Below are 20,622 nucleotides of genomic sequence, written 5' to 3' on the forward strand. Positions count from 1 at the left end.
CAGTCACTTACCAGGAAGGCCCAATAACCTGGAAACAGCGCTTTCTGAAGCGCTTCATCTAAATAACCTGGAGCGTAACGGAGATGTGGTAGCGATGTCATCTTATGCGCCGCTTTTTGCAAAAGAAGGATTTACCCAGTGGAACCCCGATCTGATTTATTTTACCAATACCGAAGTAAAATTGACCCCGGGCTATTATGTACAACATTTGTATGGCAATAGTCCCGGCAATGAGTACATTCCCGCGCAAACACAATCGTCCAACAATGATGCGGGGGTAATGAAACGGTTATCTACCTCCATAGTAAGGAACACGAAAACTAATGAGTTGATGGTTCGCGTGGTAAACCTGTTGCCCGTTACAGCCAATATCAGCCTGAACTTAAGTGAACTGCCAACCGGAGGCAAGGCTCAAAAAACGGTTCTCACCGGCAACCCGGCCGACCGGAAAGTAGTGCCCGTTACCGATGAAACCCATTTACAGGCAGGAAAACCGGAACAGCTCCCGCCTTATTCGCTCACTATATGGAAAATTAAGCTCTGATTATCAGTTAGTTATTTTTTTATCAAAGCATTTGCAAATAGTTTGCTTGCTTTGCCGTCCTATTAACTGATTTGAAGCGTCTTTTTTCATACTACTAATTATAACTGCTGCCGGGCTGTTGCAGTTGCAGGCCCAGATCACCGTGAAGGGTACCGTATTCGATAGTTCGGGTACTTATCCTGTTCAGGGCGTTTCGGTACTATCCACTAACGGAGCAGGTACCTCTACCGATGCAATGGGGATTATAGCATCCGGGTAAACGAAACAGATTCAATCTGGTTCAGCTACCTGAACAAACCCACCCGTAAATTTTTGGTGAAAAGCATTAAAATGCCTTACGCTTTCAACATTTCTTTACAAACATTCATTACCCTCTTGCCCGGTGTAAAAGCAAGGGTAAAAGACTATAAGCGGGACTCTATTCAAAACCGGCAGGACTATGCCAAATATTTCGATTATCAAAAACCTGGTTTAAAAGTGAGCTCATTAAGTGACGGCTCCGTTGGTTTTGACCTGAATGAGATCATCAATTCCTTTCGGTTTGGCCGTAATAAACGCCTCTCGATGTTTCAAAACAGGCTGATTACCCAGGAGCAGGAAGCGTTTATTCAGCATCGCTTCAGCAAGTCGCTCATCAGGCGTATTACCGGTGCCAACAACGACAGCACCATCAGCCAATTCATCATATATTATCAACCTTCTTTTCTTTTTACATCGACCGCAGCCGACTATACTTTTCATAAATACATAAAAGACTCTTACGAGCGTTTTACCGCTGGTCTTATGCCTACGCCACTCTGGCTGGAAGGTGCTACTGATGACGAGGCGGTCATCTACCGCAGATTCGACGGCAGGCCTTAAAACCCGGATTATGCTTAAATTGCAGTATGCTCCATTATCTAAAACTACTGGCATTCCTGTTGCTTGCTTATCAGGTATGCCCCGCACAAAACAACTGTGATATCCTTATTAAAAACGGGAAAATTATTGATGGCACGGGCAATAGCTGGTATTATGGCGATATTGCAATAAGAGAGGGTAAAATTACCCGTGTGGGTAAATCATTAGCCTTTACGGCCAAGCAAACCATCGATGCAAAAGGGTTGATTGTTGCTCCGGGATTTATAGACGTGCATACACATATTGAAGGAGATGAAGCCAAAAACCCGACAGCCGATAATTTTATTTATGATGGTGTAACAACGGTAGTAGCAGGCAACTGTGGTGCTTCAAATGTAGATATTGGCAGATACCTGAAATGGATCGATTCACTACAACTCTCGGTAAATGTAGCTTCGCTGATCGGGCATAATGATGTGCGTAAGGCAGTAATGGGAAGGGCTAACCGCGACGCAACTCCAGAGGAAATAGTACAAATGCAAGCCCTGGTGGAAAAAGCGATGAAGGATGGCGCCGTAGGGCTTTCAACTGGTCTTATCTATATCCCGGGTACTTATGCTAAAACTCCGGAAATTGTAGCGCTGGCTAAAATGGCCTCCCGCTATAATGGCGTTTATGCCTCGCACATGAGAGATGAAGGAGATAAGGTTACTGATGCTATCGCTGAAGCTATTACTATCGGGCGGGAAGCCAATATACCGGTAGAAATATCCCATTTCAAGCTAAGCGGCCAGCAAAACTGGGGCAGAAGCAAAGAAACGATCGCTATGGTGGCCAATGCCCGGGAACAGGGACTGGATGTAACTATCGACCAATATCCCTACACCGCCAGCAGTACTTCCATCAGTACTTTACTACCCGATGATATACTGGCTGACGGACAGGATAGTATTGTTGCCAGGCTTAAAAATTCCGCTATCAAAAAAAGGGTGATCGATGAGATGCTGGCCAGATTAAAGAAAAGGAAATTGAAACATTTTAGCTATGCGGTGGTAGCCAGCTACAGGCCAGATAGCAGCTTTAACGGGAAAAGCATTGAAGAGATCAACCTGATGATGGGCCGTAAACATAAGGTGAAAGAAGAAGCTGAAACGATTATTGACATTATGATCAACGGAGGAGCCAGCGCCGTATTTCATGGCATGGGGGAGGAGGATGTAAAGCGTATTATGCAATATCCCTTTAATATGTTTGCCAGCGATGCCTCTATCCGCGTATTTAACCAGGGCGTGCCACACCCCAGGGGTTATGGAACTAATGCACGTGTATTGGGTAAATATGTAAGAGAAGAAAAGGTCATTTCACTCGAAGAAGCCATCCGCAAGATGACCTCGCTGCCGGCCCAGAAATTCCAGCTAAAAGACAGGGGGCTTCTAAAAGAGGGAATGGCGGCCGATATTGTGATCTTCGATGAAAAACAAGTAGCAGACCAATCTACCTATAAAAACCCGCATGCTTACTCGAAAGGTTTTCATTATGTTTTGGTAAACGGGCAGGTAACCGTCGAAGATGAAAAGCATAATAGCAAAAGAGCAGGAAAGGCGTTATACGGAAATGGTTTACTAAATAATTAATTGCGATGTTGCGCTTGAAATGAAAGCTTCGTCAATAATGTAGGTATGCTGTTGAATACGAACAATATTCTTTAACCAAAACAGCTTGAATGAATATGAAAAAACTAACGGTATATGCTTTTATTGTACTACTTGCCGCTTGCAATAAAAATGCTGCTATCGAAGAAAATCCTATAGATAACGGTAGTCTGATTGACTCAAAAATAAAAGTATCGGTAAAAGAATATCTCAACACCCAAAAGCTGGTATTATACTGTGCTACCCAAAAAGCTTATCCCTGTGTCAATTATCACATAAACACAGAGCAAAACTTCAAGGAGAACAATAAACTGAGTGTTACTTTTACGGGTGTTCCGGAAACACAAGTTTGTCTTACCGCAATCGGGCCAGCAACAGCAGAAATTGATTTAAGTACTTTGCGCAACGGTCAGTATGTCATAGAACTGAATAATCTAGGCGTAAAAAATGAAGGATTGCTAAAAATTTCTGATACCGAACTAATTCTTGATTTTAAGGATCAAAAAAGTATTGAAATAATTACACCCGTAACAAAAAGAGTTACTGCCCAAACATATTGGGGAACAATAGGCTACGCCAGGGCATCCTCTGAAAATGCCGTCAATCAATTTATTGAAAAACTTAAAAATATTGGCGCAGCGTTTAATAAGCAAGTGCCAGGGTATTATTATCATTATCAAATAGACAATGACGGAGCAATAGTATACGATGCCCAAAGATCCGGATACTATTTTGCTAAAGGGCTGATTTTTCAATATAACGCGGAGGAATCCAAACTGAAAAATTTAATACAAACAGACGGTAAAGAGCTGTACAAAGATGACGTTTATATTGGTGTTTTCACCTATAAAGGTGAGCAGTTTTATAATTGGGGTAAATAAAACTTTATTCAAATCCGTCGTTATACCTAAACCAGCTGTTATTGTTATTCAATCGAAATCAGCTCCTGTGTTCCCCATTTGGATGTACTTTTTACCACCCCAAAATCAGGTACAAACCATTCGGTCATTTGCATTTTCATAGGAATCGCAATGCCCATATTCATTATCATTTTTGAGTCGTAAGTAATTTTATAGGCGTCCCAGCTGCCCGCCGGTGTGGTGATTTTTTCCTTTGCTTCCACCTTACGGTTGGTAATATCGATGCTCATATTGACCACCATGCCCGACTCGGATTTCATGTCCATATTGAAATTAGCATCGTTCAGCTCCTGCCCTACGCTTAAAGAAGCAGGATACTCCATAAACATACCCTTACCATCTACATCGGTATTCTTAAACTGCTGTGTTTGCTGGGGATTCATCATCATCTTCATATCGATCATTAGCTGGCCGTTCTTGCATTGCATGGTACCGGCCCCGCCTCCTAGAGATTTTCCTTTTTTATCAAACACTTCAGATTTTACTTTAGCACTTGTAGTACCGCCTGCTTTGGTTACACCCGATACTTTATAAACATACTTGCCGTCCTGGTTCCCTTTCCTGTCGAGCATAGCCATGGTAACGGTTTTGTTGTTCTGCAAATAATAGTAGTTACATTGGGCATAAACCCCCGAGCTGATTACCAGTAATAATATAAAAATAAGGCCCCGCATAATGAATAGTTTTAAAGTGCAAATTAGCCCGCTTCTCAACAACCAGCAATCACCTAAATAAGCGAGCGATCATATAGCCTACCGGCTAATGCTTATTGAAGTAACTTTAAATACAAAGCGGCTGCCCAAAGACAGCCGCTTGTTTTACAAAACCAACCTAAACCCATCACCACCTATTAGTTCAACACGCCATACTTACCATTCTGAAACTCCTCCATTGCCTCATAAATCTCTGCCTGCGTGTTCATCACAAAAGGACCATAACTCGCAATAGGCTCATAAATAGGTTCTCCGCTTAATACCAGTATAACACTATCTTTTGTGGCAGAAATATCTACCTCATCTCCATCATTTTTGAATAATACAAAACTATGCTCTTCTATTTCTTTACCATTTTATTAATACTTCCCTCAACAACCAGCAGCGCCGTATTATGGCTGGCAGGAATACCCGTTGTTAAGCTCGCTTCACTCTTCAGCTTTACATTAAAAAGATTGACAGCGGTATAAGTTTCAGCGGCGCCTGCATTACCATTAAAATTACCCGCGATAACATTTACCTCACCTGCATCACCGGGTAATGCAACCTTGCCGATATTTTCTTTGGTTAAAGATTGATAATGCGGTTGGGCCGATTTATCTTTTTTGGGCAAATTCACCCACAATTGTACCATTTCAAAAACACCGCCTTTTGCAGCAAAATTTTCTTCATGATACTCTTTGTGCAAAATACCTGCTCCGGCCGTCATCCATTGCACGTCACCGGGATGGATGACACCGCTGTTGCCCGCGCTATCGTTATGCGCCACACTTCCTTTGTAGGCAACCGTCACTGTTTCAAAACCTTTGTGCGGGTGTACATCAACGCCACGAGGTTTGTCGGTGGGTGAGAAATTAAATGCGGCTGCAAAATCCAGCATTAAAAAAGGACTCAGCCTTTGTTGGGTAACACCGCGGGGAATAAAATTATATACTCTGAAGCCGTCGCCCACCATACCCACTTGTTCGGGGCGGGTAAACACTCTTTCTATTGACTTTTTCATTTTTGTGATCTCCTTTAAAAGCAAAACTAGCTCAAAGAGAAGGCGGCTACAATAACACGGATTAAGTAAAGTAGTTAATATAGGTTAATTGGCTGGGGCAGGAAATGGTGTAACTTTATGGGTGTTGTTTCCCGCCCGCCTGAGTGAAGTTCTTTCGGGCAGACACAGGAGCAAAGGTTAAAACATTGAAGATTCTAACATCTACTCGCTACTTGCTATCCCCTACTAACTTTTATTTCATGCGAAGCACAAAAAGAAGTAAAGGCGTAAAGACTTTTTGCATATTGATTATCGAACATTAAATATTTCCCGGTTCAAACCCTACTTACCACTTGCCGATCCCCACTAGCCCTTTTTCATCGGTTGACTCAACATTTTACTCATAAACTCCGGGGTAATGCCAATATAGGAGGCCACATATTTCTGCGGGATGCTTTGTATTAAAGAAGGATATCTTTTACAGAAATTATTATACCGCTCAACAGCAGTGAGGCTTAAAGCATCTATCAATCTTTGCTGAGAAGTGGCCAATGAACGTTCTGCCAGTATCCTGAAATAGCGTTCCAGTTGAGGTAAGGCCTGGTACATATCTTCTATCTCCGATTGTTTTATCAGAAACACTTCGCTGTCTTCAATGGCATCAATACTCAGGTTAGATGGCGCATTATTAAGGAGGCTTTGCATATCGGCAATCCACCAACCAGCAGGTGCAAACTGTAAAATATGTTCGGTTCCATTTTTATCAATAGAGTAGCTTCGTAAACAGCCCGAATTAATAAAGGCTATATGCTGTTGTATATCTCCTTCCTGGTATAAAAAGGTTTTCTTCTTTAATTTTTTAGTTCTGAAAAAAGAAGTAAATGTTTTTTGTTCTTCTTCATTCAGTGCAACCCGCGTTGCAATACTTTTTAGTAATAATTCGAAAGACATGGTTCAGTTGATGATTTATAGTTGATCCGGCAATACCGTACTTAAAAATTCAATAAGTTATTGATGCATTCTTCCAACCTGGAATGAGCCATAAAATTTGCCTCCAGTTCCTTATTAAACGGGACCGGAGTATCCAGAGAAGCACACCTCATCACAGGAGCATCCAGCCTGTTGAAGCAATGTTCTCCGATCCAGGCGGCTATTTCTGCACCGATACCGCCCGTCAAAGTATCTTCATGCAATACCAATACTTTACCCGTACGCTCAGCAGCCTCTTTGATCGCTTCATAATCGAGTGGCAGCAGAGTTCGCAGATCGAGTATGGCCAACGAAATTTCAGGATGTGAGGCTGCATATTCTTCGGCCCATATAACGCCCATTCCATAAGTAATAATCGCGATATCATCTCCTTTTTGTACCCACCTGCCTTTACCAATAGGCACTTCAAAACTTTCTTCGGGCACAGGGCCGGTTATACTCCGGTATAAAGCTTTATGTTCAAAAAACAATACCGGGTTGGGATCGTTGATAGCAGCGATCAACAGGCCTTTTGCATCAGCAGGCGTAGAAGGGTAAACAATTTTCAAACCGGGTACATGCGTAAACCATGCTTCATTACTCTGACTGTGAAAAGGACCAGCACCTACACCACCACCCGTAGGCATACGTATGACCACATTAGCCGCCTGTTCCCAGCGGTAATATATTTTAGCCAGGTTATTTACGATCTGGTTAAACGCTACCGTTGCAAAATCCGCAAACTGCATTTCTACCACCGATTTATATCCTTCCAAACTAAGACCTAATGCAGCTCCTACCACCACGCTTTCACAGATCGGGGTATTACGTATCCTTTCTTTTCCGAATAGATCTAACAAACCTTCCGTCACTTTAAAAGCGCCTCCATATTCAGCAATATCCTGCCCCATCACTACCAGGTTTTGCTGCTCGGTCATACATTGCTGATGCCCTTCTTTAATGGCTTCTATAAAACGTTTTTCTGAAACCTTACTACCAGCAGCAGCGATCAGTTTTTTCTCCTGCTCATGGGGGCATACACGTCGTTGATCTCAACGCTTGTATGAACAGCTAGCGGAAACGCCTTCGCGTCTGCCTGCTTCAACTCATCTTCAACCTTTGCTTTAAGCTCATCCCTAATAGCATTTCCATCATTCTCAGTCAACACTTCCTCCTGAATAAGATATTGCTCAAAGTTGTTTACCGGATCTTTTTCTCCCAAAGTTCAAATAATTCCGGGGTACATATTTGGTGCCGCTGGCTTCTTCATGTCCGCGCATTCGAAAAGTGCTGCACTCAATTAAGTAAGGTTTTTGATTTTTTATACAGTAATCCCGTACCCCTTTAATGGTGTCGTAAACAGATAGAATATTGTTTCCTTCGATGGTGATGCCCTCAATACCATATCCTTTTGCTTTATCTGCCAGGTTAATGCAGCGATACTGTTCATGGGTGGGCGTGCTAAGCCCGTACCCGTTATTCTCTATTAAAAAATAACCGGCAGGTCCCAAACCGCAGCCAGGTTTAAGGCTTCATGAAAATCGCCCTCGCTGGTACCGCCTTCCCCGTAAAAGCTAGTGATACTTTCCCTTTCTGACCCAGCTTATTGGCCAATGCAACACCAGTAGCTACGGCCAGTTGCGGACCCAAATGTGAAATCATACCACAGATATGATGCGCCTTGCTTCCAAAATGAAAACTTCTTTCCCGTCCTTTACTATAGCCGTTTTGGTTGCCCTGCCATTGATTAAACAGCTGATGCAACGGCATTTGGCGGGTAGTAAATACACCCAGGTTTCTATGCAGGGGCATGACCCATTCATCCTGTTGAAGGGCCAGTGTTGCTCCTACTGCTATAGCCTCCTGACCAATGCCGCTAAACCACTTGCTTATTTTTCCCTGCCTCAGCAATACCAGCATTTTTTCCTCGATCAGCCTTGGATACAAGAGGCTTCGATACATCTGGATGAGCTGCGCATTAGAAAGATTTTTCCTGTCGAAAAGCATAATACAAACGTAGGCTTTTTTAGTGTACGAAGTGTGCAGGCCAGGTTGATATACTTTGTCGATTGACGATGCGCTTACCTGAGGACTCTTTGTGGAGGTCGTTAAAAATCCTGCCCGTAAAATATTTGGCATATAGCTTGTTTAATTATCGTACTTTGTAATACCATCTTATGCTAAAAGCCATATTGGTTACTTTTTTATTGCAGCAACTCTAAGCGTACATGCCCAGTATAGATCTGAACGGTATGACACCAGCTATTATGTTTCTTATCGCAATAAACTAACATTGGGCGCTATTGCAGCCAAAAAGAATACGGTTTTTAAAACAGATGCATCCAGCGCCGAAAATTCATTAAAATACTTATCTAACAGCCCGGGCCGTTTGGGAATTTCGGGTTCCCATGATTTTGTGGGATTGGCTGCTACATTTGGAGTAGGTAGTTTAGATCCATCTTATAAGCCGGAGAGAGGTAAAACAAAGCAAACCAATTTGCAGCTAAGCATTACCGGCAGAAAAGTATTAGCAGATATCTATTTTCAAAATTATAAAGGTCTTTATGTAAACAGCGGATACAATATTTCGCCTGTGGGTATGCCTAACTATACCCGGCCTGATATTGAGACAAGACTTTATGGTACAACAGTAAATCTTATTCAAAACAGCAGGAAATTTAGTGCACAGGCCGCATTTTTACTGGATGCCTGGCAAAGGAAATCCGCCGGCTCCTTGTTATATGGCGGAGAATTTTTTATGGGTCAGCAAAGGGCGATAGCGCTTTTATACCTTCCCAGCTTAAGAATGAATTTCCTCATGCTAATGTTTCGAAGCTGGACTTTATCACATTTGGCCCCGGTATCGGGTACGGCTATACGCTGGTTGTTAAAAAGCATTTTTTTGCTACGGCCATGGCCTCGTTTAATGCGGACGTGAGCTATATAAAAGAAAAAACTGATATAAATACACAGCACGCATTTTGGAAGTTCAACCCGAACATGAAAGCAAAGGGCGCCATCGGGTATAATAGTGAGAATTGGGGCATTGCCTTTTCGTATGTATCCAACCGGTTATTTTTTAAAGGCATGGAAGGCGATTCCCGTTACCTTAACTACAATGACAATTATAAGCTGATGTATGCCCGGCGCATCGATGCGGGTAAAACAATCCCCAAAATCACCCGGTTTGCGGGCAAGGTCATCAATAAAATAGGGCTGGGTTTCCTGATCAACTAAAGGATATTTTAATAGGCCTGAATCAATACTTCAGCAGGAATCTGTAGTTTCTCCCTGATCTTACGGATCATGGCAAGGTTTAGCTTTCTTTTTCCTGAAAGAATTTCTGATTTTCTGGATCTATAGCCGAGTATATCAGATAGCTCCGCATCTGACATGTTCATCTGTTCCATTCTAAACTTAATAGCATCTAATGGATTAGGTTGGGGAACCACATAGTGTTCACTCTCGTATTCCTTAATTAATATAGAAAGCACTTCTAATTCATCAGATTCTTTTGAACCTTCAGTCATTTCCTTTTGCATTAGCGCATATACCCTCTCCAGGGCATCTTCATATTGCTGTTCATTTTTTATGGGCCTTAACATAACACACTTTTTTAATATCAATTTTATCATACTGTTTATGGGTCCCAACCCAAACGACAAAAACAATCTTCAAACGATACTCTACATCTACTACTAAACGAAAGCTATTACCATGAATATTAAAAACTACTCTTTTGTCAGTCAGTATAGATGCATTCCGATACTGAGCTTTTAAATCATTCGGAGTGTTCCAATTCGCCACAGAAACCTCTTCATACCAGGAAAACAGGGCTTGCTGAGCCAACGGAAACATATCCCAGTAATCTTTCAAGGTTTTAATAGCAATAACCCGCATACACAAATATACAAAAATGTTACCAATTTGGTTACACGTTAAAAACGTTATTTATACCACGACCAATTCGTAAAAATCTTCGGGCAATAAATACTTATTGGCAGTCTCCTGCAATTCGTCGGCCGTAATATTTTTAATATTGGATATATAGCGGTTGAAGAATTCGTTATCAAGATCATTGAGAATGATATTTTTCCAGCGGGCAATCATCTGGAAAGGTCCATCCAGGTCACCTAATATGGAGCCCATCATAAAGTTTTTTACCAGCATCAGCTCCTCCTCGTCTATAGCTTCTGTACGGAGTATATCCATTTCTTTATATACTTCGCTGATCGTAGCCTCGCTTACATCGCGCCCGGCTTCGGTGGTGATCATCCATCCGTTTTCGCGCTTATTACCCATCAGGTAACTATGGATGCCATAAGTGTAACCCTTCTCCTCACGGATATTGGCCATCAGCCTGCTACCGAAGAACCCACCTAGCACTACGTTTAACACCTGTGCTTTCAGGAAGTCGGGATGATGCCTGTTTTCAAAAGGTCTTGCTAAACGGATAGACCCCTGGGCACTTTTTTCGTCATTGATCACCCGGTGTTTTTTTGAAGATCGGGCGCTACAACGTGCTGCTTATCAGCAACTACATGGTTATCAAAATCTCCAAAATAAGTATCCAGTAAGGACTCAATATTGCCAGGTAGTTTACCCGCAATAAAGATCTTAAACTGACCTTGCTTATAATATTGCTGGTAAAAATTGACAAGCCCGTCCCGGGTAAGGGCATTAAAATCTTCGTGGCGGCTAAATTGGCCATAAGGGTGCTGTTCTCCAAAAAGATAAGTGTCAATTAAGCGACCCGCAACAAAGCTGCTTTTCTTAAGATTTACATCCAGCTTTTGCTTCATGTTTTGAATGGCAATATCCATTTCACTCTGCAGCAGGGTGGATTCGGAGAAAATATCCTCACTACCGGCAATAATTTTTCAATATGCTTAGACAGGCAGTGGAGCGTTACATGTGCAAATTCCGACCCGCTACTGCGGTTTAAATAGGCGCCATAGTATTCAAAATGATCATTGATCTCAAAGGCTGTTTTGGAAGTAGTACCGTTCTTTAACAGGAAATTGGTAACGCCTGCCTCCAGGTTTTTGTCTTCAAACCAGTTGCCGGCATTAAACACCCACTCTATTTGCAACACTTCCTCGGCCCCTGCATCAATGGCATACACTTCTACACCGTTTCGTAAAACATATTTCTGATAGGGTTGTAGCTGAAGATTAAAATTAACTGCATCTACAATAGCGGCGCTATAGTTCTGTTAAGCATTAAATTGAAATTAAGGCGACAAACGTACACTAAATTTTTGCCGGAAAAGTTCTTTTTTAAATAGCCCGATCTAACCTGCAACAACGATTCATCACATTTTTGTGCAGTTTCGTCACATCTGTTTTATCATTCAGGCGAGAGCGATGTAATCTTGCAGAACAAACAAATAAAAATGAAAGCAAAAGAAATATATAACAAAATTGAGTTCTGGCTGGTAACCATCCTCGCCGCCGTATTTGTATTTACCCTGTTGATAATGAGCAAAGATGCCAATGAAGACAACCATAGTTTCTGGAGATTTCATGAATATAATATCCGGTTTAGCTTTTATAAGCACCTGTTTATTCCCTACCTGGCCCAGATCATCATTTATTATTCCGCTTTTGTTTTTCTTACAAAATATGCCAGTGAGATAAAGGATGAGTGGACTAAGACGGGCTCTGTATTTGGCTCTTTTTTAATTGTTGCTACCCTGATCTCTATTACCAATACCTATATAGACGGCTGGAAATTCGCGCAGTTCGATACCAGGGATGAAGTATATAATGATGTATTTATTGACGGTTTTACTACAGTAGCCATAATTTATATTCTATTTATCACCTACTACACGCTTAAGGAGATCCTTTTTACCGTTTTAAAAGGAAGAAAATTAAGCACCCAGGGGAAAAAAGGACTGCTGTTTACTTTTTTAGCACTGGCCTGCTGGATCTCGATTTTTACGATCCTAATGTCTAATCATGCCAACGAAGTGGCGGCCTTCTGGTTGGTAGGTGTGCCCTATGCTGCACTGATTATGTTTTTACATTTTCGCTTTTTGATCCCGCTGGCAGCTGAAAAAAATACAAAAGCCGCTCTTATTGGTTGCGTATTGTTCCTATCCTGTTTCTGTTAAACCTGCTGGCTGCCGGGCTGGCTTATGGCATCGCGGGTCATGGTGAGTATGGAGCCTATTTTGCAGTATTCCTGATTTTAGGATTTCTTTTTGTTATTCCGTTAAGCTGGTATATTGCCCGCAACCGGGTGGAGAAAGAAGTGCTGCAAACAGCGCTGGGATCCTCACAGGCTAACCTGAGCTTCTTACGTTCACAGATCAATCCTCATTTTTTATTCAATGCGCTTAACACACTTTATGGCACTGCCCTTCAGGAAAATGCCGACCGCACGGGTGAGGGCATCCAAAAACTGGGTGATATGATGCGGTTTATGCTACATGAAAATATACAGGAAAAAATATCGCTGGCGCGGGAAATAGATTACCTCAACAACTATATCGATCTGCAAAAGCTACGTACAGTAACCAGCCCGAATATTGTGATACAAACCAATATTGAAGAGCAGTTTAACCGGCTGGATATATCGCCGATGCTGCTGATTCCTTTTGTTGAAAATGCGTTTAAACACGGTATCAGTCTGCAGCAGCCTTCCTTTATCAATATATCATTACACACCAAAGACCATGTGCTGTATTTCGATGTTAACAACAGCGTGCATATAAAAAATGAGTATGATCCCGAAAAGATGAAAAGTGGCATCGGGTTACAAAATGTAAAACAAAGGCTGGCATTACTGTACCCTAAAAAGCATGAGCTGATCATCAGGGAAAGCGCCAAAGAGTTCTTTATACACTTAACCGTTAATCTTTAATTCATCTCTTAAAAATACTATATGAAATATATTCCCTTTATCCTATTGCTGGTTGTATTAAGCTGCTCCATTAACAGCGACTACATTACTCAAACTGAAACCAAAACAGTAAATAATAATGGAGTACAGACCAAGGTAAGCATTACCAAAAAGCTGCGTAAAATAGATCGGCTACCGGTGTCTATACACGTTAAGGCAAAATATTCAGACAGTGCATACGAAAGCATGGATAGCTTTCTTTACGACAGTAATGGGAAAACAACTGTCACTAAATCCTTTGTGCGCAACAGCGGTGAATGGAAACTGGTAAAAAGTACTGGTGTGGAGCTCTAAGTAATTAAAACATAGCGCTCTCCTTCGTTTGGATATCCATTATTTAATATAGAAATTCGTGTTCTATTTTCGAATCAATTGTGCTCATGGAAATATATCAAAGTGTATATGAAGAATAAATTAATTGCTATTTTAATATTTGTTGCTCCGCTATTAAACGCGCAGTCATCATCGCAACCGCCTAATATAGAACAAACTGTTTTACCCAATAATACACTTTTAATAAATGCGCTATTTGAAAAAGGGTACAATAAATGGAATAAAGATTCTTTAGTAAACATAATGCTACCTGCAGTATGGAAAGAGCAGGACTCCATTGTCGCAACTAACCCCCAAGAGTCAAAAATAATCCGGTACTATTATGCCAGAAAACTCTTTACCTTTTCAGACGGTATAAAAAACAATATGTCGAAAAATTCGGCATGGAAAACTATTGCAGATACCAGCTTTAGCAAAGTTTCTTTGCCGGACACGAGTATTCTTTCATCAAGCGCTTCAGCGAACCAATATGTTTCCAACTTTGTAGCAAACGAGCTATTAAACCTGTTCTTAAACGCCAGAAGAGACGGCGAATTAATCATTCAGCAAACATTAGATCTCCCGATAGATAGTTTGAGAAAAGTGGCAGAAAAATATGGAGAAACCTTTTTAACTATTCTATACGCCCGCAAAATATTGCCTCCGCTATTGCACGAGCATTATCTTACCCGTCAGTTATCAAGCAAAGTTGAAAGTAAAGATTTAATGACCTCCGTAGCGATTTATCAGGAACTAAAAAACCAATATCCTCAAAGCCAATGGCTGGCTTTTTATGAACGTCAACTTAACCAGCTTGATATAATTAACAAGCAAAATAAAAACGATAAAGACATCGTTTTTATCCAGCATGCAGACAGCATCACTTCATTGAAAAAACTGATTTCACCTTTTAAAGGAAAAGTGGTTTATCTGGATATATGGGGTAGCTGGTGTGGTCCTTGCCTAAGTGAGATAGCCTATCATACAAAGCCGTTAAAAAACATTTTGAAGATGAGGATCAACTGGTTTACCTGTACCTCGCTATGGAAAAACCTGCAGATACTGATAAATGGAAAGAGTTAATATTGCTTCATGGAATTAAGGGGTTTCATTTAAATAAATCTGAAAAAACAATAGAACCCTTCTGGAAGGATCTTTTAGGCACTGCAAATATTTCACGTAAGTACCCCACCTACGCCATTATCAACAAGGAGGGAAAGGTCTTAACAGCCGATGCTTATCGTCCCAGTCAGGCGGAAGCGTTGTATCATCAGTTAAAGGAAGCTTTGCAATAAAAAATATAACTAATCTCAGGATTCAACAACAGAAATTATAGGATATAAATCGCTGAATTCAATTACAAACTATAAATGAACGCAATAGCCATAGATGATGAGCCGATAGCGCTGGAGGTGATTAAAAGCCATGCAGCCAAAGTTCCTTTTGTAGAATTGAGGGCAACCTTCACCAATGCCTTTGATGCCATCGATTTTTTACAGAAGAATAAAATAGACCTGTTGTTCCTGGATATTAAAATGCCAGATATTAGCGGCATCGAATTTTTCAGATCGCTGCCCAATCCGCCTATGGTTGTTTTCACAACCGCTTATAGCGAGCATGCAGTGGAAGGTTTTGAGGTGAGCGCCATAGACTATCTGTTAAAACCCTTCTCCTTATCCAGGTTTTTAAAAGCCTGTACCAAAGCAAATGAGTTACTTGCTTTAAAGTCAGGAGCTCCAAAGCATGCTGATCATATCTTTTTGAAAGATGGCTATGAGCAGGTGAAAATTATGTTTGAGGATATATTATACATCGAAGCATCGGGTAATTACCTGAATATTTTCCTGAAAGACCAGCAAAAAATAATGACCCGATCTACTATTAACGATCTTGCATTACAGCTGCCGGAAAACGATTTCATCCGTGTGCACAGAAGCTATATTGTAAGTAATAAACAGGTAGAAAAATTTAATAAACAGGCAGTATTTATTGGGTTTACAGAAATACCTATTGGTAATACCTACCAGTTCCCGGTTAAATAAAAAACCCCGGCAAATGTTGAAACGCATGCCGGGGTTTTATCATATATAAGTTTCGTTAATTCTTAGCCAGATAATATAATGTATTACTGTTCTCAGGTGCCAGTATATCTTTTGCTGCTTTGTTGATGGCGGCTACGGTTACGTCAGCATATTTCTGCAACTCCGTATTCATCATGTTGGCATCGCCCAATAATTCGTAAAAAGCAAGACTGGTAGCTCTATTAAGCACGCTCATATCTTCAAAAGCCATGATGCTCTCGGTTTTGTTTTTTACCTTTTCCAACTCCTCGTTGGTAATCAGGTTCTCTTTTATATCCTGTAGTATAGCTTCCACAGCAGCTTCTGCAGCTTTTACATCCACTCCTTTTACCAGTTTCCCTTCGATGGTAAACAGCCCCGGATCGATGCTGCCAAAATGATAACACTGTATGCTAACAAATAGCTGTAATTCTTTAACAAGCTTCTGGTATAGTCTCGAAGATTCCCCGCCTCCTAAAATATCCGTCAGCAAATCCATAGCATGGTATTGATCACTTAAACGTCCTTCAATATGCCATGTTTTATAAAATCCATCCAAAGGCACATCCGCCTTCACTTCTTCTGTTCTTGCCGCGGTCTGAGGCGCTTCAACCGGCAAGTTCCTACCCGATTTCTCTCCCGCTTCAATATTGCCAAACCATTTTTCAGCTAATGCTTTTACCTGGCTGGTTTCTACATTTCCTGCCACAACCATTATCGCATTATTCGGCCGGTAATGCCTGAAAAAGAACTTTTTACGTCTTCTAATTGGGCCTCTTTAATATGGGATAGCTGTTTGCCAATTGTCATCCACTTGTATGGGTGATTTTTATACGCTAACTCCCGCATCTTAAACCAGGCATCGCCATAGGGTTTATCAATATAATGTTCTTTAAACTCCTCACACACTACTTTTCGCTGTACTTCCAGGCTCTTTTCATCAAATGCCAGGGAAAGCATGCGGTCACTTTCCAGCCAGAAAGCCGTTTCCAGGTTTTCGGAAGGTAATTGGATGTAGTAATTTGTAAGATCGTTAGTGGTATAGGCGTTATTTTCTCCACCTGCCATTTGCAATGGTTCATCATACTCAGGTATGTTTACCGAGCCGCCAAACATCAGGTGTTCAAACAAATGCGCAAACCCTGTTTGGGCAGGGTCTTCATCGCGGGCACCCACATCGTATAAAATGTTCATTACCGCCAGCGGTGTAGATTTATCCTGGTGTACAATCACCTTTAAGCCATTCTCTAATACAAACTTTTCAAACTGAACCATGCAGCGAAAGTAAGGGGAATTATAATTTTTACCATACTGGCTAAAAATCAAAATGCCGGCAATGAGTAAAAACATCTCATTACCGGCATTTATTCGCCAAAATATTGATGCACTAGAATTTAAATGTCATATTTGCTGCAAACCTGCGCGGCATCTGTTTCTCAATAGTAGTTACGAACTGCTTTTGTTTTTTGTTGGTAGATCATTGTGCGCTAAGTAATTTTTTACGATGCGCAAAATTGTTGCGGGTAGCACACAGTGGGTTTACGAATTGCGGAAAAACATTGAACAAATGACAGTTCAATTACAAATAGCCAGCTAAGGCTGTATTCTGAAATTATAATCGCCTACACCCCCTACACGTATTTTAAATCCATCTCTGAAATCGTTGGATATGGTTTGATTGGGAATAGCTTTACCGTTTAGAATATTGATAACATTCATTTTTTTACCTGTAAAGAATCGCCTCTTTTAATAATTACTTCTACACGTCCGTAAACAGCTTGCAGGGCATGTTTTAATTCATTCAGCGACATACCGAATTTTTTATTCACGGCCAGCACTTCATCACCCGGTAGCAGCCCGGCGATATCGGCAGGCGACCCTTTCGGTATATCTCCGATTATTGCACTCCCGTCTACCAGGTACAATTCCAAACCCGAGTAGGCATAGTCAAAAGGATCTCTGTAGAACTTATTAGGTACAATATGTATCTGGCGGCTCCTATAATTAAGGATACAATTAAAACGTCTGAAAACCTCGTTTCCAATCAGTCCGCCGTAGGTAGGATAAGAGGTAATATTATACTCATCGTCAAAAATATTGATGGGTACATTTCTAAACTTATAGGGCCCTATTTTCAACTCCTTCATCACGCTCAGGTCAAAGGATACTTTCCCTCCTAAACCTTCACCTTGTTTTAAATACCTTTTTCGCTTGCTTTTCAGGAGTTTTTTCTCCTCCATATAATCTTCAGAAAAAAGCACCGTAAGTCCCGCTCCCACATCAAACAAATAATTAAAATCGTGTTGAGTAGCGTCTTTCACTTCAGATAGAAGGTAGGGGATAGTTGTTATGCGGGGACGCATGGTATAACCGCCTTTAGGATATTTAATGGTACCATTGCTCCAGAACGACATTTCCTGGTTTTCGTAATCAATTTTTACTATATACCGGCTAAGTAAGGAGTAACCAACAATCCCATCGATCTTTTCGCCGTACAATGCTGATAATACTTCGTAATCGATGATATGAAAATTGAGACTATCCACCACCAGGTTATTGATCTTTAGCTGCTGGTTTTTTAAAAAGCCAACTTTTCGCGTACCACCGATGCCCCTGATCATCCGTTCCGGCTCGGAGGGTTTTAGTCCCATCGTTGCCACAGTAGTAGAGTCGAGTGAGATACCTCCGCTTCCCGTGTCGAGCACAAATGTGAGGGAGTCTTTAAAATTATCCAGCAACGCTTTAAAAACAATAACGCCACCGGTAAACTGTATAAAATTAATTTTTGTAAGCTCCCTGCTTGGCGGGTCAACAAACTCCTCCTGCGCACTAATAGTATGCGTTACAAAAAACAAAGTGAGCAGCAAAAGCAGTATTTTTTCATTACAGAAGCCGTTCTCCTAAAGTTAGCACATTTTTAAGCCATCCCTTTTATTTTGGTACAAACGGTAGAATAACCTTGATTTCCATGGTCGGGGCCACTCATAAATAATTACAGCGGTTGTCCCCGGGCTCACCCACGCTAATGGTATTACATAGCAGATGTATGGATTAATAACCCTGCTTTTCGTACCTTTGTACATAATTTCGTTCCGACTATGGATTTAAGTGATCTCTATAAAAAAGCAGCCGCTTTTGAATTTTTAAGTGTAGAAGAAGGCGTTTTCCTGTATCATAATGCACCGCTCAGCGAGTTAATGTTTATTGCAGATGAGCTGCGCAAAAAGCAGGTACCACATGGTAAAGTTACCTGGCAGATAGACCGTAACGTAAATACAACCAATGTGTGTATTGCCAATTGCAAATTCTGCAACTTCTTTCGCATACCGGGGCATGCCGATGCCTATATAACCGATATGCCTACTTATCGCAAAAAAATTGAAGAGACGGTGAAATACGGTGGCGACCAGCTTTTATTGCAGGGAGGCCATCACCCCAAATTAGGTCTGCAGTTTTATGTAGACACCTTTAAAGCGATTAAAGCGGAGTTTCCGGACATCCGACTTCATGCGCTGGGCCCACCCGAAGTGGCGCATATTACCAAGTTGGAGAAGAGTACCCATCACGAAGTATTGAAAGCTTTAAAAGAAGCTGGGTTGGATTCTCTGCCCGGTGCAGGCGCAGAAATACTGATCGATCGTGTTCGCCGACTGATCAGTAAAGGAAAGTGTGGCGCTCAGGAATGGCTGGATGTGATGCACGAAGCGCATAAGCTGGATATTACCACTTCTGCCACCATGATGTTTGGGCATGTGGAAACCATCGAGGAGCGGTTTGAGCACCTGGTTAAGATCAGGGAGGTTCAAAGCCGTAAACCAGAGGGAACCAACGGCTTCCTGGCATTTATTGCATGGACCTTCCAGGATGTAGATACTTTATTGACGCGCATCCGTGGTGTACATAATCTTACAACGGCCGATGAATATGTGCGTATGGTGGCCTTAAGCCGCATTATGTTGCCTAATGTGATCAATATTCAGGCCAGCTGGCTAACAGTAGGACGGCCCACCGCACAGCTTTGCCTGCATGCAGGAGCCAACGACTTTGGAAGCATTATGATCGAAGAAAACGTAGTGAGCGCTGCCGCGCACCACACCGATTTACTTACAAGTCTATGCAGGATGCTATAAAAGAAGCAGGGTTTGAACCTCAATTACGCAACCAGCTATACAAATGGAGAGAGATACCCGAAGCCATTGTAGAGCAGGTGGTAGATTATTAAATAATACAACCATGATCTTTAGCCCCCGTCATCTTTTTCGATTATCTGGTTTAGCTCTATGCACTTTTATTGTTTTGATTTCCTGCAAATCAACCCCTGAAAGCAGCGATAAAGAATCGGAAGGCGGGAACGAGGCTAATATTGTGCAATTAGACCCTACAGATTCAGCGTACCAGCGGCAGCTCCAAAATGTAAAAGATAGCCTGGGTTATTTTATTGCGCTCTTGAAAGCAAAAAATGAAAATCACTTTGACTTTTTTGCCAAAGCAGCATTTACAGAGGGCGATAAAGCAGAACACATGTGGTTTTCTGCCGATAGCCTTGTTGGTAATAAAGTGGTTGGTCTTTTAGATAATGAACCAGTAGAACTTAAAAATGTTATTTATAAAGATCCTGTAAAAATAGACCTGGGCCTCATTGAAGACTGGGCTATTTATGATAAGGATTCCCTGGTTGCGGGAAATTTTATCACATACGAATAGCAATTCATACAATATAT

General features: G+C 41.4%; 27 protein-coding genes and 3 pseudogenes. 14 read left to right on the top strand and 16 right to left on the bottom strand.

Annotated features, from left to right (window positions below):
• The first annotated feature begins 28 nt into the window (after positions 1–28).
• From MKP07_RS07050 to MKP07_RS07070, 5 genes are all read left to right on the top strand, one after another.
• Positions 29–544 (top strand): alpha-L-arabinofuranosidase C-terminal domain-containing protein, encoded by a 516-nt coding sequence (locus MKP07_RS07050; protein WP_394803635.1) that lies wholly within the window; start codon positions 29–31, stop codon positions 542–544.
• Positions 545–662: 118 nt separating this feature from the next.
• On the top strand, positions 663–803 hold the full coding sequence (locus MKP07_RS07055; RefSeq protein WP_240846156.1) for a hypothetical protein: 141 nt from the start codon (positions 663–665) through the stop codon (positions 801–803).
• 71 nt (positions 804–874) lie between these two features.
• The gene (locus tag MKP07_RS07060) at positions 875–1,405 is read left to right on the top strand and encodes a hypothetical protein (protein ID WP_240846157.1); all 531 of its coding nucleotides are present in this window, start codon (positions 875–877) and stop codon (positions 1,403–1,405) included.
• A 26-nt stretch (positions 1,406–1,431) separates the two neighbouring features.
• On the top strand, positions 1,432–3,018 hold the full coding sequence (locus MKP07_RS07065) for an N-acyl-D-amino-acid deacylase family protein (protein WP_240846158.1): 1,587 nt from the start codon (positions 1,432–1,434) through the stop codon (positions 3,016–3,018).
• 95 nt (positions 3,019–3,113) lie between these two features.
• Positions 3,114–3,917, top strand: coding sequence for a hypothetical protein (locus MKP07_RS07070; RefSeq protein WP_240846160.1), 804 nt, complete (start codon positions 3,114–3,116; stop codon positions 3,915–3,917).
• Between the two features lie 44 nt (positions 3,918–3,961).
• Here MKP07_RS07070 and MKP07_RS07075 read toward each other — a convergent pair whose 3' ends face one another.
• The 7 genes and pseudogenes from MKP07_RS07075 to MKP07_RS42225 all read right to left on the bottom strand — a co-directional run bounded on the left by MKP07_RS07075 (position 3,962) and on the right by MKP07_RS42225 (position 8,759).
• Positions 3,962–4,630 (bottom strand): TapB family protein, encoded by a 669-nt coding sequence (locus MKP07_RS07075; protein ID WP_240846161.1) that lies wholly within the window; start codon positions 4,628–4,630, stop codon positions 3,962–3,964.
• Positions 4,631–4,806: 176 nt separating this feature from the next.
• Positions 4,807–5,013, bottom strand: coding sequence for a pirin-like C-terminal cupin domain-containing protein (locus MKP07_RS07080; protein ID WP_317235960.1), 207 nt, complete (start codon positions 5,011–5,013; stop codon positions 4,807–4,809).
• The gene (locus tag MKP07_RS07085) at positions 5,010–5,672 is read right to left on the bottom strand and encodes a pirin family protein (RefSeq protein ID WP_240846163.1); all 663 of its coding nucleotides are present in this window, start codon (positions 5,670–5,672) and stop codon (positions 5,010–5,012) included. The genes MKP07_RS07080 and MKP07_RS07085 overlap by 4 nt, the downstream gene beginning before the upstream one ends.
• Positions 5,673–6,017: 345 nt before the next feature.
• Positions 6,018–6,602 (bottom strand): Crp/Fnr family transcriptional regulator, encoded by a 585-nt coding sequence (locus tag MKP07_RS07090; protein WP_240846165.1) that lies wholly within the window; start codon positions 6,600–6,602, stop codon positions 6,018–6,020.
• Positions 6,603–6,643: 41 nt separating this feature from the next.
• Positions 6,644–7,558: an alpha-ketoacid dehydrogenase subunit beta gene (locus MKP07_RS07095; protein ID WP_240846167.1), complete on the bottom strand. Its 915-nt coding sequence runs from the start codon at positions 7,556–7,558 to the stop codon at positions 6,644–6,646.
• A 71-nt stretch (positions 7,559–7,629) separates the two neighbouring features.
• A complete protein-coding gene (locus MKP07_RS07100; protein ID WP_240846169.1) occupies positions 7,630–7,842 on the bottom strand; it encodes a thiamine pyrophosphate-dependent enzyme in 213 nt (70 codons plus the stop codon).
• Positions 7,811–8,759 (bottom strand): annotated as a pseudogene (locus MKP07_RS42225) (thiamine pyrophosphate-dependent dehydrogenase E1 component subunit alpha). Before MKP07_RS42225 ends, MKP07_RS07100 begins: the two are co-directional and overlap by 32 nt.
• Positions 8,760–8,913: 154 nt before the next feature.
• Here MKP07_RS42225 and MKP07_RS07115 point away from each other — a divergent pair.
• Positions 8,914–9,857, top strand: a pseudogene (locus MKP07_RS07115) (DUF4421 family protein).
• Between the two features lie 8 nt (positions 9,858–9,865).
• Here the strand turns inward: MKP07_RS07115 and MKP07_RS07120 are convergent.
• From MKP07_RS07120 to MKP07_RS07135, 5 genes are read right to left on the bottom strand one after another with little or no spacing between them, the layout of a single operon-like run.
• Positions 9,866–10,225, bottom strand: coding sequence for a helix-turn-helix domain-containing protein (locus MKP07_RS07120; protein WP_240846173.1), 360 nt, complete (start codon positions 10,223–10,225; stop codon positions 9,866–9,868).
• A complete protein-coding gene (locus MKP07_RS07125; protein ID WP_240846175.1) occupies positions 10,203–10,520 on the bottom strand; it encodes a type II toxin-antitoxin system HigB family toxin in 318 nt (105 codons plus the stop codon). The genes MKP07_RS07120 and MKP07_RS07125 overlap by 23 nt, the downstream gene beginning before the upstream one ends.
• A gap of 51 nt (positions 10,521–10,571) precedes the next feature.
• On the bottom strand, positions 10,572–11,108 hold the full coding sequence (locus MKP07_RS37870) for a M16 family metallopeptidase (RefSeq protein ID WP_317235783.1): 537 nt from the start codon (positions 11,106–11,108) through the stop codon (positions 10,572–10,574).
• On the bottom strand, positions 11,105–11,443 hold the full coding sequence (locus MKP07_RS37875; protein ID WP_262919186.1) for an insulinase family protein: 339 nt from the start codon (positions 11,441–11,443) through the stop codon (positions 11,105–11,107). Before MKP07_RS37875 ends, MKP07_RS37870 begins: the two co-directional genes overlap by 4 nt.
• Positions 11,419–11,745 (bottom strand): hypothetical protein, encoded by a 327-nt coding sequence (locus MKP07_RS07135; RefSeq protein WP_240846177.1) that lies wholly within the window; start codon positions 11,743–11,745, stop codon positions 11,419–11,421. The genes MKP07_RS37875 and MKP07_RS07135 overlap by 25 nt, the downstream gene beginning before the upstream one ends.
• A gap of 270 nt (positions 11,746–12,015) precedes the next feature.
• On the opposite strand from MKP07_RS07135, the gene MKP07_RS07140 reads away from it, so the two are divergent.
• From MKP07_RS07140 to MKP07_RS07165, 6 genes are all read left to right on the top strand, one after another.
• Positions 12,016–12,738 carry a hypothetical protein gene (locus MKP07_RS07140; RefSeq protein ID WP_240846179.1) on the top strand — a complete coding sequence of 241 codons (723 nt, stop codon included), beginning with the start codon at positions 12,016–12,018 and terminating at the stop codon, positions 12,736–12,738.
• Entirely contained in the window at positions 12,708–13,490 is a 783-nt protein-coding gene (locus tag MKP07_RS07145; RefSeq protein WP_240846181.1) for a sensor histidine kinase, read from the top strand. The genes MKP07_RS07140 and MKP07_RS07145 overlap by 31 nt, the downstream gene beginning before the upstream one ends.
• Before the next feature lie 21 nt (positions 13,491–13,511).
• Entirely contained in the window at positions 13,512–13,823 is a 312-nt protein-coding gene (locus MKP07_RS07150) for a hypothetical protein (RefSeq protein WP_240846183.1), read from the top strand.
• A 108-nt stretch (positions 13,824–13,931) separates the two neighbouring features.
• A complete protein-coding gene (locus tag MKP07_RS07155) occupies positions 13,932–14,924 on the top strand; it encodes a thioredoxin domain-containing protein (protein ID WP_240846185.1) in 993 nt (330 codons plus the stop codon).
• A 2-nt stretch (positions 14,925–14,926) separates the two neighbouring features.
• The gene (locus tag MKP07_RS07160) at positions 14,927–15,136 is read left to right on the top strand and encodes a hypothetical protein (RefSeq protein ID WP_240846187.1); all 210 of its coding nucleotides are present in this window, start codon (positions 14,927–14,929) and stop codon (positions 15,134–15,136) included.
• Positions 15,137–15,211: 75 nt separating this feature from the next.
• Positions 15,212–15,883 carry a LytR/AlgR family response regulator transcription factor gene (locus MKP07_RS07165; RefSeq protein WP_240846189.1) on the top strand — a complete coding sequence of 224 codons (672 nt, stop codon included), beginning with the start codon at positions 15,212–15,214 and terminating at the stop codon, positions 15,881–15,883.
• 55 nt (positions 15,884–15,938) lie between these two features.
• On the opposite strand, the gene MKP07_RS07170 is transcribed toward MKP07_RS07165, so the two are convergent.
• The 4 genes from MKP07_RS07170 to MKP07_RS07180 form a co-directional block, all read right to left on the bottom strand.
• On the bottom strand, positions 15,939–16,616 hold the full coding sequence (locus tag MKP07_RS07170; protein ID WP_240846191.1) for a M16 family metallopeptidase: 678 nt from the start codon (positions 16,614–16,616) through the stop codon (positions 15,939–15,941).
• Complete coding sequence (locus MKP07_RS07175; protein ID WP_240846193.1) at positions 16,616–17,251, bottom strand: M16 family metallopeptidase; 636 nt, start codon at positions 17,249–17,251, stop codon at positions 16,616–16,618. Before MKP07_RS07175 ends, MKP07_RS07170 begins: the two co-directional genes overlap by 1 nt.
• A 243-nt stretch (positions 17,252–17,494) precedes the next feature.
• Entirely contained in the window at positions 17,495–17,620 is a 126-nt protein-coding gene (locus MKP07_RS37880) for a hypothetical protein (RefSeq protein ID WP_262919187.1), read from the bottom strand.
• Positions 17,617–18,768 carry an aspartyl protease family protein gene (locus tag MKP07_RS07180; RefSeq protein ID WP_240846195.1) on the bottom strand — a complete coding sequence of 384 codons (1,152 nt, stop codon included), beginning with the start codon at positions 18,766–18,768 and terminating at the stop codon, positions 17,617–17,619. Before MKP07_RS07180 ends, MKP07_RS37880 begins: the two co-directional genes overlap by 4 nt.
• Positions 18,769–19,098: 330 nt before the next feature.
• On the opposite strand from MKP07_RS07180, the pseudogene MKP07_RS07185 reads away from it, so the two are divergent.
• Together MKP07_RS07185 and MKP07_RS07190 are read left to right on the top strand one after the other, a co-directional pair.
• Positions 19,099–20,123: pseudogene (locus MKP07_RS07185) on the top strand (CofH family radical SAM protein).
• Between the two features lie 11 nt (positions 20,124–20,134).
• Positions 20,135–20,605 (top strand): DUF2314 domain-containing protein, encoded by a 471-nt coding sequence (locus MKP07_RS07190; RefSeq protein ID WP_240846197.1) that lies wholly within the window; start codon positions 20,135–20,137, stop codon positions 20,603–20,605.
• Positions 20,606–20,622: the final 17 nt, after the last annotated feature.

This window comes from Paraniabella hibiscisoli (assembly GCF_022512515.1).
Classification (GTDB): Bacteria; Bacteroidota; Bacteroidia; order Chitinophagales; family Chitinophagaceae; genus Niabella; species Niabella hibiscisoli.

Excerpts from the sequence above, each read along its gene's own strand:
- MKP07_RS07060 (WP_240846157.1), top strand. The coding sequence starts at position 875 with ATGCCTTACGCTTTCAACATTTCTTTACAAACATTCATTACCCTCTTG.
- MKP07_RS07065 (WP_240846158.1), top strand. The coding sequence starts at position 1,432 with ATGCTCCATTATCTAAAACTACTGGCATTCCTGTTGCTTGCTTATCAG.
- MKP07_RS07070 (WP_240846160.1), top strand. The coding sequence starts at position 3,114 with ATGAAAAAACTAACGGTATATGCTTTTATTGTACTACTTGCCGCTTGC.
- MKP07_RS07075 (WP_240846161.1), bottom strand. The coding sequence starts at position 4,630 with ATGCGGGGCCTTATTTTTATATTATTACTGGTAATCAGCTCGGGGGTT.
- MKP07_RS07085 (WP_240846163.1), bottom strand. The coding sequence starts at position 5,672 with ATGAAAAAGTCAATAGAAAGAGTGTTTACCCGCCCCGAACAAGTGGGT.
- MKP07_RS07090 (WP_240846165.1), bottom strand. The coding sequence starts at position 6,602 with ATGTCTTTCGAATTATTACTAAAAAGTATTGCAACGCGGGTTGCACTG.
- MKP07_RS07095 (WP_240846167.1), bottom strand. The coding sequence starts at position 7,558 with ATGACCGAGCAGCAAAACCTGGTAGTGATGGGGCAGGATATTGCTGAA.
- MKP07_RS07120 (WP_240846173.1), bottom strand. The coding sequence starts at position 10,225 with ATGTTAAGGCCCATAAAAAATGAACAGCAATATGAAGATGCCCTGGAG.
- MKP07_RS07125 (WP_240846175.1), bottom strand. The coding sequence starts at position 10,520 with ATGCGGGTTATTGCTATTAAAACCTTGAAAGATTACTGGGATATGTTT.
- MKP07_RS37875 (WP_262919186.1), bottom strand. The coding sequence starts at position 11,443 with ATGGATATTGCCATTCAAAACATGAAGCAAAAGCTGGATGTAAATCTT.
- MKP07_RS07140 (WP_240846179.1), top strand. The coding sequence starts at position 12,016 with ATGAAAGCAAAAGAAATATATAACAAAATTGAGTTCTGGCTGGTAACC.
- MKP07_RS07150 (WP_240846183.1), top strand. The coding sequence starts at position 13,512 with ATGAAATATATTCCCTTTATCCTATTGCTGGTTGTATTAAGCTGCTCC.
- MKP07_RS07155 (WP_240846185.1), top strand. The coding sequence starts at position 13,932 with ATGAAGAATAAATTAATTGCTATTTTAATATTTGTTGCTCCGCTATTA.
- MKP07_RS07165 (WP_240846189.1), top strand. The coding sequence starts at position 15,212 with ATGAACGCAATAGCCATAGATGATGAGCCGATAGCGCTGGAGGTGATT.
- MKP07_RS07170 (WP_240846191.1), bottom strand. The coding sequence starts at position 16,616 with ATGGTTGTGGCAGGAAATGTAGAAACCAGCCAGGTAAAAGCATTAGCT.
- MKP07_RS07175 (WP_240846193.1), bottom strand. The coding sequence starts at position 17,251 with ATGTTTTTACTCATTGCCGGCATTTTGATTTTTAGCCAGTATGGTAAA.
- MKP07_RS37880 (WP_262919187.1), bottom strand. The coding sequence starts at position 17,620 with ATGAATGTTATCAATATTCTAAACGGTAAAGCTATTCCCAATCAAACC.
- MKP07_RS07190 (WP_240846197.1), top strand. The coding sequence starts at position 20,135 with ATGATCTTTAGCCCCCGTCATCTTTTTCGATTATCTGGTTTAGCTCTA.